This is a genomic window from Verrucomicrobium sp. BvORR106 (assembly GCF_000739655.1).
Classification (GTDB): domain Bacteria; phylum Verrucomicrobiota; class Verrucomicrobiia; order Verrucomicrobiales; family Verrucomicrobiaceae; genus Verrucomicrobium.
The window spans coordinates 1-14,288 of sequence record NZ_BATR01000182.1; the positions used below are offsets into that span (position 1 = coordinate 1).

The following is a 14,288-nucleotide window of genomic DNA, read 5'->3' on the forward strand; positions in this document are numbered from 1 at the left end:
TGATCAGCTTTTGCAGTACCGGCTCCTGCCGCCACTCCCACGCCTGCCGCCGGTTGGCGAGGATGGTCACATGGTTCTCTGACTTGATTTCCTTGATCCCCTCAGGCTCATCCTGGGAGTTCCTCACCAGGATCAAGGCGGCCTTCTCGTGAATCTCTGGCATGCGGAATACGCCTTCCCCATCGCCTACTGCCAGCACGCCCTTGGACACACGTTCAGGCAGATCCAGCCCCAGATCCTCAAAAGGGATTCTCCACTCCTTCAGCATCTCCCGGAGCCCCGAGACACGCCCGAACACCGCAAGGGATCGCTGGGCCTGGTCGTGGGCCTGCAGGCTCTTCCTGACTTTATTCCGATCTACGAGCTGTACGCGCACCTCTCCCGGATCAACCGGGCTGCCGGGCTGACCTGAACGAATCACGAGTCTGATCCGCCCCCCCTTGACGTCTTCTGGGAGCGAAAACGAGAAGTCACCTTCCAGCAACGCAGGATGCCCAGGCTGCTTGGTCAGCTGGAAGGGGAGATTCTCCAGCAGCAAGGCACCGAATTCGCCACCGTCCAGATACACATTTGCCCTGAGATCGGGCCTCGCACCAGCAGGCGCGAGGAAGGTCATGGGGATGACCATCTTGGGTTCGATGAATTTCTCCAGGCACACCTTAGCATCACGCCCCAGCGGACCGTCCACCGCCAGCAGTTTCACAAGGCCTGAGTCAGGCGCGCCCAGCAAAGGGGCAATGCACCCCGCCCAGAACACCAAGGGCATCAGATTCATGACGCCACCTCCGGCAGAGATTGAGCAGACCAATGGAAACCCGCCAGCGTCGCCTCATCTGGGGACTGCATCACCATCCCATCCGTCACCACCAGCACGGCGCCATCCCCGGTGAGCAGCGGGGTAAAGCATACATGCGCCCCCGCCCTGTCGAGGCAGACCTCGTGACCACTGTAGGTGAACACCTCAATCTTGCGTCCCTTGTCATGTAGGGTGACCAGGATGCGCTGGTCCGCGGCCGTGTCCCTCGGGCTCTCCAGCAACTCCACATCCACCTTGTCACCATCACGGATCACTGCGTCCAGCTGCCGGGGGAAGAGCTTCTCCATCTCCGTCAAAAGCTGGGGGCGGCCTGCCGGACCAGACTTCGATTCATGAAACAACAGGGCATCCGCTGCCAGCACCACCAGGGCGACCGCCACGGTGACGGTGGAGATCAACATCCACGCCTGCACCGGCACATTCCGGGCAGGCTCAGGCCGGTCATCCCCCAAGGCCGCCAGCGCCCGCCGACGTGCCTCACGCTTCACCTTGGGGTCGGCCGGAGCCGCATGGACCCCGGCCACCACCTCTTTCATCCATTCATCTTGGTTGCTCATGGGGTCAGTAACTTTTTGAGGGTTCGTTTGGCCAGGAAGACCCGCCAGGAGATGGTGGACTCAGCACATCCCGCCCGTCTGGCGGCTTCGGCATGGTTGCAGTTTTCAAAATAAACCAGGGCCACCGCCTCTCGCTGGCGTGGGGAGAGCGCCTGCATGGCCCTGAGCAGCCGGGACTGCCTGTCCGTGGAAGCCTCCTCACCTTCCAGCGAACGATCTCCCCCGCTGTGCTCCTGATAAGCGGCAAAGGTTCTGGCCCGCTGGGACTGCTGGCGGCGGAGGTAGTCGCGCGCCACATTGGAGGCAATGGTGAAGAGCCAGGAAAGAAAAGCCACACCTTCCTCCAGGCCCGGAAGCTTGCGTGCCGCGCGGATGAAGGTCTCCTGCGCCACGTCATCTGCCGCGTGATGCTCCAGGACGATCCGGTAGGCGTACTGGCGGATCCGCTCGTAATACCGGTCGAACAGGCTCTCGAAGCCGTCCTTCTCACCACGACGGGCGCGCTCCACCAGGAGGGAATCTGAAAGTTCGATTTCATCGAGAGGGAACATGCGCGTAAAGAATAACCTCAAGACGCATTCTCCTTCCCGATCCTTGGCCTTTTGAAGGGAAATCGCAAAAATCCCTTCTCGCCGGTCGCGAGCACAGTTTTTCCCCACCCCGGAGGCTTCCCCTTCAATGCCAGCGGTCAGGCAAAAATCTCGCGGACTACGTGACCGTACACGTCCGTCAGGCGGAAGTCGCGGCCAGCGTAGCGGTAGGTCAGGCGCTCGTGATCAATCCCCATGAGATGCAGCAGGGTGGCGTGCAGATCATGCATGTGGACCTTGTCCTTGACCGCGTAGTAGCCAAACTCGTCCGTCTCTCCATGAACGTGGCCGCTCTTCACGCCACCCCCGGCGAGCCACATGGTGAATCCTTGCGGATTATGATCCCGGCCATTCACCCCTTGCACAATGGGCGTGCGACCAAACTCTCCGCCCCAAACCACCAGCGTGTCTTCCAGCAACCCCCGCTGCTTAAGGTCCGCCAGCAGCCCCGCGATCGGCCGGTCCACCCGGGCGCAATTGCTCTCATGCCCCTTCACCAGCCCGGAGTGCTGGTCCCAGGTGTAGCCCGTGGACACCTGGATGAAGCGGACCCCGGCCTCCGCAAAACGACGCGCCAGCAGGCACTGACGGCCATAGTTGTCCGTGGGTTCCTTGCCGATGCCATACAGGTCTTTGATGTGCTCGGGCTCGCCATCAAGGTTCATCACTTCCGGGGCCTCCTGCTGCATGCGAAACGCCAGCTCCATGGACGCGATCATCCCTTCCACCGGAGCCAGTCGGGTGCGCTCCAGATTCTCCCGGTTCATGGCCTGCAGCAGTTCCAGTTTGCGGTGCTGTCGCTCCGGAGTGGAACCGGAATCGAGGAAACGAAAGGTCGCCTCCTTGCCCAGCTTTCCACTTCGCCCCACCGTCGTGCCCTGGTGCGCTGCCGGGAGGAATGCGGAGCCGTAGTTCCGCGGACCACCATGACCGGCCGGGGGACTGATGCTGACGAAGGCGGGCAGGTTGGCGTTCTCCGTCCCGAGACCGTAGCTCACCCAGGAACCAAGCGAGGGCCGGACAAAGTTGTCCGCACCCGTGTGCATCATGCACACCGCCTGACCATGTGACTGCCCCTTGCTCTGCATGGAGCGGATCACGCACAGGTCATCCATGTGTTGCGCGACATTAGGAAACAACTCACTGCACCACAGCCCCGACTGACCGTGTTGCTGGAAGGCCCAGGGGGAGCCCATAAGCTTGGCCTGGCTGGCGGCCGCAGGGTCCAGGTTGTCCGCCGGGGCAAAGGGAAGACGCTTCCCGTCATCGGCCTGCAACCGGGGCTTGTAATCAAACGTGTCTACCTGTGAAGGTCCCCCATGCATGAACAGGAAAATCACCCGCCGGGCCCGCGGCGCATGGTGCAGACCGATGGGCAGTGCTCCAGATGCGCCCGCTGCTGCGGCTGAAGCCAGACTGGAAAAAGCCAGCGAGCCAAAACCGCAAGCGGCCGTCTTCAACGCCGTGCGGCGGCTGAAGGTGGGGGCATCAAATCGATGGCAGGCAGAGACAGAATTCATGACAGGAAGGGCGCAGGGATTCAATCGAGGAAGAGAAACTCCGTGGAGGCGAGCAGGATGTGAGCGAGATCTGCCAGAGCTTGTTCGCGGTCCGAGCCGCCATCGTTGATGAAGGCCACGGCACGTTGCAGCTCCGCAGGATGGGGAACGCGACCAAGCACGCTCCGGTACAGATGCTTCACGGCATCTGGGTTATCATGAAGGTAGGCACCGGCTCCCAGTTCCCTGGCCTGGGCCTGGAGCACCTCACTGTTCAACAGGTAAAGCGCCTGGGTGGGCACGGTGGTGGTGGCTCGTTCCCCCACGGTCACCTCGGGATTGGCGGCATCAAACACCTCCAGATCAGCTGCCAGATTGTTCCTGGCCATCGGCAGATACACACTGCGAACCGGGAGCTTGGTGGCATCCACCTTCCCGTCGAGATCCTCACCGTAAGAGCTGGCCGTGGCATTGCCCCTTTCCAGACTGAGCCGCCCTCCCAACAAAAGCAGGCTGTCCCGGAGTTCCTCCGCCGACAAGCGTCGTGGCTGATGCCGGCCAAAGAAGCGGTTCTCGGGATCCACTGCGGCCAGCTTCGATTCTGGGGCTGCCGCAAGCCGGTAGGTGCGGCTGAGTACCATCTCACGGATGAGTGCTTTCATGGAACCCCCACTGGCGCGGAACTGCTGGGCCAGATGCTCCAGAAGCTCTGGATGCGTCGGTGTCTCCCCTTGGATGCCAAAGTTGTCCACGGTGCCCACGATACCCCGTCGGAAAAGTTGCGCCCAGAGGCGGTTCACCATCACCCGGTCCAGCAGGCCGTTTTGTGGCCCGGTGATCCAGTTGGCCAGCTCCAGCCGGCCACTGGCACCAGCAGGAATGACCGGCGGCGGCCCGGAATGCAGCACTTGCGGGAAGTTTCGCTTCACCAGTGGCCCGCGTTGCGCCACCTCCCCACGGATACGCAGGTGGCAATCGCCCGCATCCTCCGCATCGCGAGGGGCCATGGCGAGCTCGGCATCTTTGAGTTCGTCGATCTGCTTCGTCAGCGCCTTGGACAGCTCCCCGGCCGACATCTTGAAGAGCGGATCGGTGCCGCCCCCGCTCATCGCCAGCACTTCCGCCTCCCGCTCAATGTCCTTGACGGCGACGAACTGCACCGCGTCCACCATGACATAGCCACTGGTGCCCCGGTTGCTGAGCATCACATTGGCCCGGGCGCCTTTCTTGAACTCAAACCGGCCCACCGGCTGGAACAGCCCGGCCACGGCGGGTTCCTTGGTCTGGTCGAGTGTGATTTCATGAACCCCATCCCCCGCCTCCACCGTGACCGGCACCGACCGGCTGCGGTTCCCGCCCGGACTGTAGGCCACCCGTACTTCATACACGCCGCTCTCTGGCAGGCTGCCGCGGAACAGCGCCTGTCTGCCGCCCTTCTCCTGACGGTCGTCATGGATGTAAGTTTCCCCGAACCGCTTGGGCGAAAGGGTCGAGCTCTTCCATGCCCCCGTGAGCTCCGCGTCGGCCTCATCATACACCACACCCGCCAGCGGCAGGTCATCCAGCGTCTTCTTGCCGCCGGATTTCTGTTTGAAGTCCTTCTCCACCTTCAGCCGCATGATCAGCTCCAGCCGGGTCACCTGCTGTTCCAACTCACCGCGTTGGGGTTCAGGCACAGGCAGCGGAAGCTCCACCCAACTGGCCACATTGACACATCCGTTGCGGGTCCCCATCACCACCTGGGTGGAGCGGAAGATGCCCGCCAGCGCGTAGTAGTCCTGCTGGCTCACGGGATCAAACTTGTGGTCATGACACCGGGCACAGCCGAGGGTCAGACCGAGGAAGGCGCGGCCGACCGTGTCGATCTGCTCGTCGGCGACATCAAGCCGGATCTTCTCCTTGTCACGCTCGGTGAGCATCTTGGGCCCCAGAGTCAGGAAGGTGCTGGCGACCAGCTGCTCCCGCCGCTGGGCATCTGTGCTCCAGGGCAGCAGGTCTCCTGCGAGCTGCTCTTTGACGAAGGTGTAGAAGGGCTTGTCGGCATTGAAGGCATCGATGACATAGTTGCGATACCGCCAGGCCTGATAGTAGGTGTAGTTGCGATCTCCCCCGTTGGAGTCCGCATACCGCGCGAGATCCAGCCAGTGCCGCCCCCAGGTCTCACCAAACGACGCGCTGGCGAGCAACCGGTCCACCAGTGTCGTCAAGGCCGACTCCCCTTCTCGGTTCATGGAATCAACAAAGGCATCCGCCTCCGCCGGGGAGGGAGGGAGCCCCGTCAGATCATAGTACAACCGGCGCACCAGAGCCCGGGCAGGCGCATCAGGGGCTGGTTGATGCTCCGCTGCCTCCAGACGGGCCAGGACAAAGCGGTCCATCTCTTCCCGGGGCCAGTCGGTGTTTTTCACGTCAGGCAGAGGCACGGGTGCCGACTGATGCTCGCGATAGGCCCACGTCTGGCGGGCTGCAGCGAAGTCGATCTGCTTCTTTTGCGTAGCGGCCGCGAGCGAGTCCCCTCGCGGATCGGGAGCGCCCATGGCCACCCACCGCTCCAGCACGGCCACCTCTGCGGCACTGAGGCGTGACTTGGGAGGCATCTGCAGATCAGCCTTCTCGTACCGCACCGAGGTGATCAGGAGGCTCTCCGCCACCTTGCCAGGCACCACCGCCGGCCCCGCATCCCCGCCCGTGGCCCAGCCTTCACGGCGGTCCAGCAGGAGCCCGCCTTTGGCTTTGCCAGATTCCTGCGAGTGACATTCGTAGCAGTGCTTCACCAACAGGGGGCGCACCTCATTCTCGAAGAAAGTGGTGCCTCCCGAATCCGCCGAGGCGGCAGGAGATGCGGACAGCAACGCCACCAGGATGCCTGGTCCAAGAACGCGAATGTAGCAATTCGAGCGCATGATTTGCTGAAAAAGGCAAAACCACTACGCATTGGACACCTCTTTTTCTTCTGGATCTCCCAACAGGATAAAAATCTCCCATGTCCAATGAGGTCGAATTATGCCTTGTTCCAGTAGTCGCGCCCGCTGTCATGAGCACTCCCTCCACACCCAACCCCACGCCGCCCGAAGACCGGACCGAGGCCTTCCTGCGGCTGCTGACCCAGCATGACCGGCAGCTCGCGCTGTACGTGACTGGCCTGGTACCGGCAGCGCAGGACGCGCAGGACATTCTCCAGGAAGGGAAGGTGGTGATGTGGCGGTGCTTTGACCGCTTCGAACTCGGAACGAACTTCCCGGCCTGGGCCAGAAAGATCCTTTTCCACCAGGTGATCGCCCATCGACGCCGGGTGAAAAAGGAAAACACGGAGGCCATTGGCGAACGCGCGCTGGAATTGCTCAGCGATGAAGCGGAATCCGCCACGACCGAAGGGCGCTGGGTGGCCCGCGAGCAGGCTCTGGCCCAGTGCCTGGCCAAACTCAATGCCGACCATCGTAACATCATCCAGATGCGCTACCGCGACGAGGCCTCGATCGACCGGATCGCCCGCGCCGTGGAACGCACGGAGACCGCCGTCTACCGCCTGCTCAGCCGGTTGCGGCAGAACCTCTATCAATGCGTGGAACGCACCAGCCAGACTCAAACTCAGACCCCATGACTGACGCCGACCTTCAAAAACTGGCGGACCTCGTGCATGCCCACATCGAGGGTCAGCTCACCGCGCCTCAGCGTGAGGCTCTGGAGGCTGCCATTGAGGCCGGCGGTGAATCCCGTCGGATCGTCGCGGACATGCTGCGCGACCACGCCGTGCTCCATTGGAATCATGTGGCACAGGAAGCCCCGGCAACCGATGGCGTTGAACAGTTCCGCGAAGGAGTGCATCCCCCTGCGGGCACGCTCCCAAAGCCGAAGCGTTCACTGTGGCTGCCCATGGCCCTGGCCGCGAGCGTGACCCTGACCGCCCTGGCCGCAGGCCTGCTCATCGGCAAGCAAACGGCCCAACCCGCTACCTTTGCCACCCTGGTGCACGCCGATGCCGCCACCTGGGGCGGAGGCAGCCTGCCTACGGCCGTCGGCTCCCGCCTGGCAAAAGGAAAATTCCGATTGGAAGAGGGATTGGCGACCGTGAAGTTCGACTCCGGAGCCACCGTGACATTAGAGTCCCCGGCCGTGTTTGAGATCGAGGACGCCATGAATGCCAATCTTGTGGCGGGCACTGCGGTCGCGGATGTGCCGGAGTCGGCACACGGTTTCAGGATCGTGACGCCCTCCGCCCGGGTCATCGATCATGGCACCCGGTTTGCCGTCAACGTTGAGTCTGATACGGGAGCCACACGCACCCATGTGTTCGAGGGACTGGTGGAGGTGGAGCACCCCACCACGGACAAAGTCGTACAACTGCGCACCGGGCAGAAGAACAGGGTGGAGGGAGACCACTTGGATCCCGTGAGCCCGGGCCCAGTGGAAGAGCGCTGGTCGGCCCAGCCCGCCACGGTCCTCGAGCGAGGCAGCGGGTGGAGGCTGATCTCCACGCGCGATGGACGCGGCAAAGACGGGTACACCGCCTCCGTCATCAATGAGCACACGTCCAACACCCAGTTGCTGGTGAAATCCTCTGAGCAAAAGAGCGGCCCCCGCCGGAAGGCGTACCTGGGTTTTGACCTCTCCACTGTGCCGCGCGAAAAGATCACCACGGCCGAGCTCATTCTGACCTTTGAACCCACTGGCTGGGGGCTGGCTTCTGCCGTACCCGACTGCGAATTCGAGGTGTATGGCATCACGAAAGAAGAGCTGGAAAACTGGGATCCCAACGACCTGCCCTGGGCCAGCGCCCCGGCCAATGTGACCAAGGGCAATGCCGTTGATCTCTCTGCTGCCCGATTGCTGGGAAGCTTCACGGTGCCGCGCGGCGTTCAGAAGGGTGAGTTCACCCTCCAGAGCGAGGCATTGCGCGACTTTCTCCGGGATGATCCCAATGGTCAGGCGACGCTGATGATCTTCCGCAAGACGATTGAGATCAATGACAATGGCCTGGTGCACGGCATGGCTTCCTCCAGACATCCCCACCTGCCGCCCCCCACCCTGGCGCTGAAGCTGACGGAACCCTGACCCATTTTTCACCGGCTCAATCGACTGGATTAGCCAAAGGTGGAGGGTTCCTCCACTATACCGTTGTATTTCCGGCGATTATGTGAGTACGGATGAGGTTCACGCGTTTGGGAGAACCGATGAACCGCCGCCGCTTTCTCAGCAAAGCTACAGCCACCGCCCTCAGTCCTCTGGGATTCCCTGCTGTTGTCCAGTGCGCAGCCCCCAATTCCCAACTGCAGGTCGCTTCCATTGGCGTAGCGCGGATGGGCGGCAATACCATGCGGAGCGTCTCCACCCATGGCAAGGTCCAGATTGTTGCACTGTGCGATGTGGATGCGCGCCACCTTGCCCAGGGGGCTCGCGAGTTTCCAAAGGCCAGGAAGTTTCGCGATTGGCGGGATCTGCTCACCAACCACGCGGACAAGTTTGACGCGGTCACCATCGGTACGCCCGACCATATGCACGCCCCGATGGCCGTCCTGGCTTTGCGGGCCAAGAAGCACGTCTATCTCCAGAAACCCCTGGCCCCGACCGTCCATGAGTGCCGGGAGATCGCGAGGGAGGCTGCAAAAGCGGGCGTTGTCACCCAACTGGGCAATCAAGGGCGCTCCTCGATTGAAAGCCGCATGATGGTTGAGCTGCTGCACACAAAGGCAGTCGGCCCGATCAAAGAAGTGATCTTGTGGGAGAACAAGCCGCTCAACTGGTGGCCAGCCAATACCAACCTCCGGAAGCGCCCCGATGCCATCCCGCAAGAGCTGGACTGGGATGCCTGGGTGGGGGTTCGCGAGCCACGCCCGTATCACGAAGGCACCTACCACCCCCAGGTGTGGCGCGCGTGGCGCGACTTCGGCGTCGGAGAACTGGGCGACATGGGTTGCCACCACTTCGACAGCACGGTGGACGGACTCAACCTGCTGCCCCCCACCCGTGTCCGACAGACCGCCACCGGCGAGTCTGGCGAGGGATTGTGGGCAAAGCATCGCCGGGTGGAGTTCGAGTTCGGCGGGCAGGCCGCCAACGACCTGATTGACGGCGACACACTGAAACTATCCTGGACCGATGGAGATTTGCCCCCTGACACCTCCCGCATTCCGTTGCCTCAGGGCATGACCAAGTTTCCCGTTTCCGGCGGGCTCTGGATCGGAACTAAGGGGTCCATTTTCAAGCCCTACACCGTCCGCCCCTTCCTGATGCCGGAGAGCAGCTACCCTGCAGAGAACTATCCGAAAGACTTCGGCCGCAAGGACCACTACTACGACTGGGTGGATGCCATTTTCCAGAACCGGAAGTCCTGCTCCAACTTCGCGCATGCCGCCCGGCTCACCGAGACCGTGCTGGTGGGCACCCTCGCCGAACATATCCCCGGGCAGTGGCTGGAGTGGGATCGCCCCAGCATGTCAGTGCCCCATCACCCGGAACTGAACGGCCACATCAAGCGCGCCTACCGGGACGGCTGGAAAGTGGAGGGCCTGGGATAATACGGTGTTGGTATTCGGGACACCTGCCCTCCCGATCCGCTGATCCCTTGTCCCCCTCCCTTTCCCCTCTCTCCCTACATCCAATCGTGAAGCGCCCGCAGCTTGGCGTGAGCGGCCCCACGATCGAGGATCTCCTCAGCCATGGCACGACCTTGTTTAAGGTCGGCAGCCTTCCCGACAATGACAAAACCTGCAGCGGCGTTGAGCACCGCGAGATCCCTGCGGGCCCCCTTGATGGTCCCGGCAAGCACGCCCTCCAGCACGTTCGCGTTCTCTGACGCGACGCCCCCTTCCAGATCATTCAGATTGCCCTTGGGGAAGCCATAGTCCGCGGCAGTCATCTCGAAGTGACTGATGGTCCCATTCTCAACCTTGGCGATCGTGTTGGAGCCCAGCGTGGAGATCTCGTCCATGCCGCGGCCATCCTCCGTCCGCCCATAGACCACCCAAGCCGCCTTGCGACCCAGCCGCTGCAGGATCTCTGCAAATACTGGCACCAGTTTTTCATCAAACACCCCCACCAGTTGGTAAGGAGGCCTCGCAGGATTCAACAAGGGGCCCAGAATATTAAAGATGCTGCGCTGCCCCTCGGCCGCCAGGAGCTTCCGGGCCTCCAACACCGCCTTGAACGCGGGATGATAGAGCTGGGCGAAGACGAAGCCGATTCCCACCTCCCTCACACAGCGGGCAAGCTCCGCGGGAGGAAGATCAATCTTGACCCCCAGCGCCTCCAGCACATCCGCTCCGCCACTCTTCCCAGTGATGCCACGGTTCCCGTGTTTGACGATCGAGACCCCGCCAGCGGCGAGGATGAACATGGCCGTGCTGGACACGTTGAAAAGATTCAGTTTATCCCCGCCCGTGCCCACGACATCCAGCATCGGCCCGGAGAGCGTGGCCGGATCGATTCCGGGAGACACGGCATGCTCCAAAAACTCATTCACAAACCCGGCAATCTCAGCAGGCTTCTCCCCTTTCTGGGCCAGAGTACGCAGAAATGACGCCTTGCAGGTGGCTTCAGGCTCCGGATCAAGGAGGAAGGCTGCAGCTTCTCTCACCTGGGCGGGCGTCAAATCGTTTCCGGCTTTCAGATGTCTCTCCAGTTCTTGCATGCAAGAATACTGGGACAGGGCGGAGGAGCGCTCAAGCCTCAAACATCAAACTTCACGTCATCTCTGACAGTCGTATCCTTGATGTAGATTTACCGGAGGCCTCTTGCCTTGGCGGTGAATGCACACTATGCTTCCCAAGGGCAACCTTTTTCTGTCATACCATCATGAATCTCGACGACAGCAAGCCTGAGTCTCTGAGTGGTTCGCTGCTGGTGGCTTCGCCAGCATTACGGGATCCCAATTTCTTTCACACGGTCCTACTACTCGCCTCGCACAACACCGAGGATGGAGCGTTTGGCTACATTCTGAACCGCCCGCTGGACAAGCGGGTGGCCGACCTCCTGGAGGACAAGGATCTGGGCCGTTTGGGTGAAGTTCCCGTCTTCCTTGGCGGCCCTGTGGGCACCAACAAACTTTCCTTCGCCGCCTTCAACTGGAACTCCAAGAAACGGGAGTTGCGCATGCAGACCCACCTGTCCACGGAGCAAGCCATGAAGGAGCTTGAGAAAGGCCGCTCCGTGCGGGGCTTCGTCGGCTATTCCGGCTGGTCCGAGGGTCAGCTGGAAGTGGAACTGGAGCAGAACTCCTGGATCACCTGCGCCCCGCTCTCCAAGATCGTGACGGCCCAGCCGTCTGCCGATCTATGGACGACGGTGCTGGATGACTTGGGACCTTACTACAAGCTCCTGGCCCGCATGCCTGCGGATCCATCGTTGAACTGAGGCGGGGGTTCCCTCCCTTCCCAGACGCCAGGGGGCGAGGGAGTAACAGCCCGTTGCGACGTTTCTCTGGCACCCTTTCAGGGTGCTATGAAATATCCGCGAAACCAGGGGCAGGGCTCGTATAACTCGCCCAGCCCCTGGCTACCATCTACTATGCCTTCGGCATGTTCGGAAAAGCCTCTGGGAGTACGGAATATTGACTGCGCATGGGCGTTCTTATGTGTCGGGTCAACCTCGCCAACATGCCGAAGGCATTCCAGACGGTAGCCAAGGGTTGAGCGTAGCGATACCCCTGGTGAAAGCGTAAGTTCCCTGCACCCTGAAAGCGGTGCCAGAAAGGCGGCCACAGAACGAATGCCCCGCAGCCCGATTCGACTCCGAGACCTTCACCCTTTCCCAGCGCTGCTCCCCGTCGGAGAGCAGCATCTAGGTCCCAATACCCTACTTGGCCTCCGCTTCCCCGAACTCAATGCGCGGGAACAGGGGCACTGGTTGCCCGTGCTGATGCCCTTCCTTCAGGAGCCCCCAGGCGAGATCTGTCACCAGGAACCCTTCGGCAGGCGTCCAACCCAGCTGGGCCTGAAGCTTCTTGCAAGCCTCGGGCATGATGGGGCTCAACAGAATGCTCACGTGCGCCAGAGCCTCCGCCAGATGGTAGAGCACGCTGTCCAGGCGGGCAGCCTGCTCTGGATCCTTGGCCAGCTTGAAAGGCTGGGTCAGGTCCACAAACTGGTTGGCATGGGTCACGATCTTCCACGCTTCGGCGATACCGTTGTGGATGGCCCACTTGTTCATTTCCTCGACATACGCCGCCGGAGCCGCTGCCACCGTCTGGCGCAGTGCCTGATTGATCTCATCGTCATAACCGCCCCCCGTGGAGAGCGCGCCGGAGCGGTACTTCTGAGACATGTTGAGCGCCCGGTTCAGGAGGTTGCCAAGGCCCTTGGCGAGCTCGTTGTAGGCAATCTGGATGCGCTCCTCGCTGAGGTCTGCATCATAGCCGGTGGCCATGTCCCTCATGAGATAATAACGCAGAGCTTCCGGAGTATAAACATCCGCCACCTCGTTGGGGTCAACCACGTTCCCGAGCGTCTTGCTCATCTTCTGACCCTTGATGTTCCACCAGCCGTGAACAATGAGCTTCGGCATTTGTTCATCGGTGAACCCAAGGGCATGCAGCATGATGGGCCAATAGATGGCATGCGCCGGCCTGAGAATGTCCTTGCCGATGACGTGCGCATCCGCAGGCCACACGTTCTCAAACTTCGGCAATCCTGTGTTCCCCACTTCCTCTGCCAGATACCCGGCAAAGCTGATGTAGTTCGTCAAGGCATCGAACCAGACGTAGTTCACGTAATTCTCATCGAACGGCAGCGGGATGCCCCAGCTCATGCGCTTGCTCGGGCGGGAGATGCAAAGGTCCTGCCCCACGGAGTTCTCCAAGGCGTTGAGCACGTCGTTCACACGGAAGGACGGGAAGATGAAATCAGGGTGCGTCTTGATGAACTCGCGGAGCCAGTCCACGTGGTCGCTGAGTTTGAAGTACCAGTTCTCCTCCTGATACTCCACCACCACACCCCACTCTTCCCCAAAATTGCCGTCCGGCCCACGCTCTTTGTCGGTGAGGAACTGCTCCTGGCGCTCGCTGTAGAAGCCGCTGTACGGCTGCTTGTAGAGCTGGCCTGCCTCCAGCAGCTTCTGGAGCATGGCACGCACCACCTTCTTGTGGGGCTCTGCCGTAGTGGCCGCCCATCCATCATACTGCACTCCAAGCTTTTCCCAGAGCGCAATGAACTTGCCGGAAATCTGATCCACAAACTCCTGGGGGCTGATGCCAGCTTCGTCAGCCTTTTTCTTCACCTTCTGTCCATGCTGGTCCACCCCGGTGAGGAAGAACACCTCACGCCCGTTCAACCGCTGGAAGCGGGCCATGACGTCCGCCAACACCTTCTCATAAGCATGGCCGATGTGCGGCGGTGCATTGGTGTAGTCAATGGCGGTCGTGATGTAATAGGGCTTGGGCATGGACCTCCTTCCATGCTGCAAAAAGCTGCCTCTGTCATGGGGAAAAACGCCCCCCACGGTCGCTGGCGGCTACGCTCCGTCTTTGGGAGTCTGCACGACTTTTCCCCCCAGGGACAAGATCCGCGCCTTGCCCTTGGCGTCCTCCGCCTCGGCGATCTGGCCGTCCTTCACGTACATCTGCGACAGGGCGGTCCAGGCGAGGAGATCGTTGGGGTGGAGGGTGGTGGCCATCAGTCCTGCACCGATGGCCTCCTTGACCTGTCCGGACTTCAACAGGGCCATGCCCAGCGCATGCCAGCCGTCAAAGTAAGCCGGATCGAGCTCCACCGAGCGGCGATAGAGGGCCACGGCCCCCTCAATCTCCCCAATGGCGACGAGGCCGCTGGCCTCATCGTAGAGAGCGTCGCGCTCAGTGTGATCACTCATATTCACAAGCGGCGGCTGACGCCGC

The 14,288-nt window shown here is 61.7% G+C and carries 12 protein-coding genes; 4 read left to right on the plus strand and 8 right to left on the minus strand.

What is annotated here, in order from left to right; all coding sequences use genetic code 11:
* The 5 genes from BV106_RS32945 to BV106_RS32965 all read right to left on the minus strand — a co-directional run.
* Positions 1–775: hypothetical protein (locus tag BV106_RS32945; protein WP_038172115.1), on the minus strand; the 775-nt coding region annotated here is incomplete at its 3' end.
* The gene (locus tag BV106_RS32950) at positions 772–1,374 is read right to left on the minus strand and encodes a hypothetical protein (RefSeq protein ID WP_038172116.1); all 603 of its coding nucleotides are present in this window, start codon (positions 1,372–1,374) and stop codon (positions 772–774) included. The genes BV106_RS32950 and BV106_RS32945, both read right to left, overlap by 4 nt.
* Positions 1,371–1,925, minus strand: a complete 555-nt coding sequence (locus tag BV106_RS32955; RefSeq protein WP_038172117.1) for an RNA polymerase sigma factor — start codon at positions 1,923–1,925, stop codon at positions 1,371–1,373. Before BV106_RS32955 ends, BV106_RS32950 begins: the two co-directional genes overlap by 4 nt.
* A gap of 137 nt (positions 1,926–2,062) precedes the next feature.
* On the minus strand, positions 2,063–3,484 hold the full coding sequence (locus BV106_RS32960) for a DUF1501 domain-containing protein (protein WP_081892534.1): 1,422 nt from the start codon (positions 3,482–3,484) through the stop codon (positions 2,063–2,065).
* 20 nt (positions 3,485–3,504) lie between these two features.
* Positions 3,505–6,366, minus strand: a complete 2,862-nt coding sequence (locus BV106_RS32965) for a DUF1549 domain-containing protein (RefSeq protein WP_038172119.1) — start codon at positions 6,364–6,366, stop codon at positions 3,505–3,507.
* A gap of 131 nt (positions 6,367–6,497) precedes the next feature.
* On the opposite strand from BV106_RS32965, the gene BV106_RS32970 reads away from it, so the two are divergent.
* From BV106_RS32970 to BV106_RS32980, 3 genes are all read left to right on the plus strand, one after another.
* Positions 6,498–7,064, plus strand: a complete 567-nt coding sequence (locus BV106_RS32970) for a sigma-70 family RNA polymerase sigma factor (RefSeq protein ID WP_051946806.1) — start codon at positions 6,498–6,500, stop codon at positions 7,062–7,064.
* Positions 7,061–8,515 carry a DNRLRE domain-containing protein gene (locus BV106_RS32975; protein WP_051946809.1) on the plus strand — a complete coding sequence of 485 codons (1,455 nt, stop codon included), beginning with the start codon at positions 7,061–7,063 and terminating at the stop codon, positions 8,513–8,515. Before BV106_RS32970 ends, BV106_RS32975 begins: the two co-directional genes overlap by 4 nt.
* Positions 8,516–8,634: 119 nt before the next feature.
* Entirely contained in the window at positions 8,635–9,978 is a 1,344-nt protein-coding gene (locus BV106_RS32980; RefSeq protein ID WP_265596336.1) for a Gfo/Idh/MocA family oxidoreductase, read from the plus strand.
* A 74-nt stretch (positions 9,979–10,052) separates the two neighbouring features.
* Here BV106_RS32980 and trpD read toward each other — a convergent pair whose 3' ends face one another.
* Positions 10,053–11,090, minus strand: a complete 1,038-nt coding sequence (trpD, locus tag BV106_RS32985) for an anthranilate phosphoribosyltransferase (protein ID WP_038172123.1) — start codon at positions 11,088–11,090, stop codon at positions 10,053–10,055.
* 164 nt (positions 11,091–11,254) lie between these two features.
* Between trpD and BV106_RS32990 the strand changes: the two genes are divergently transcribed.
* A complete protein-coding gene (locus BV106_RS32990; protein ID WP_038172124.1) occupies positions 11,255–11,812 on the plus strand; it encodes a YqgE/AlgH family protein in 558 nt (185 codons plus the stop codon).
* A gap of 441 nt (positions 11,813–12,253) precedes the next feature.
* Here BV106_RS32990 and metG read toward each other — a convergent pair whose 3' ends face one another.
* Both metG and BV106_RS33000 read right to left on the minus strand, forming a co-directional pair.
* Complete coding sequence (gene metG / locus BV106_RS32995) at positions 12,254–13,837, minus strand: methionine--tRNA ligase (protein ID WP_038172125.1); 1,584 nt, start codon at positions 13,835–13,837, stop codon at positions 12,254–12,256.
* 69 nt (positions 13,838–13,906) lie between these two features.
* Positions 13,907–14,263 carry a tetratricopeptide repeat protein gene (locus BV106_RS33000; protein WP_038172126.1) on the minus strand — a complete coding sequence of 119 codons (357 nt, stop codon included), beginning with the start codon at positions 14,261–14,263 and terminating at the stop codon, positions 13,907–13,909.
* Positions 14,264–14,288 lie beyond the last annotated feature (25 nt).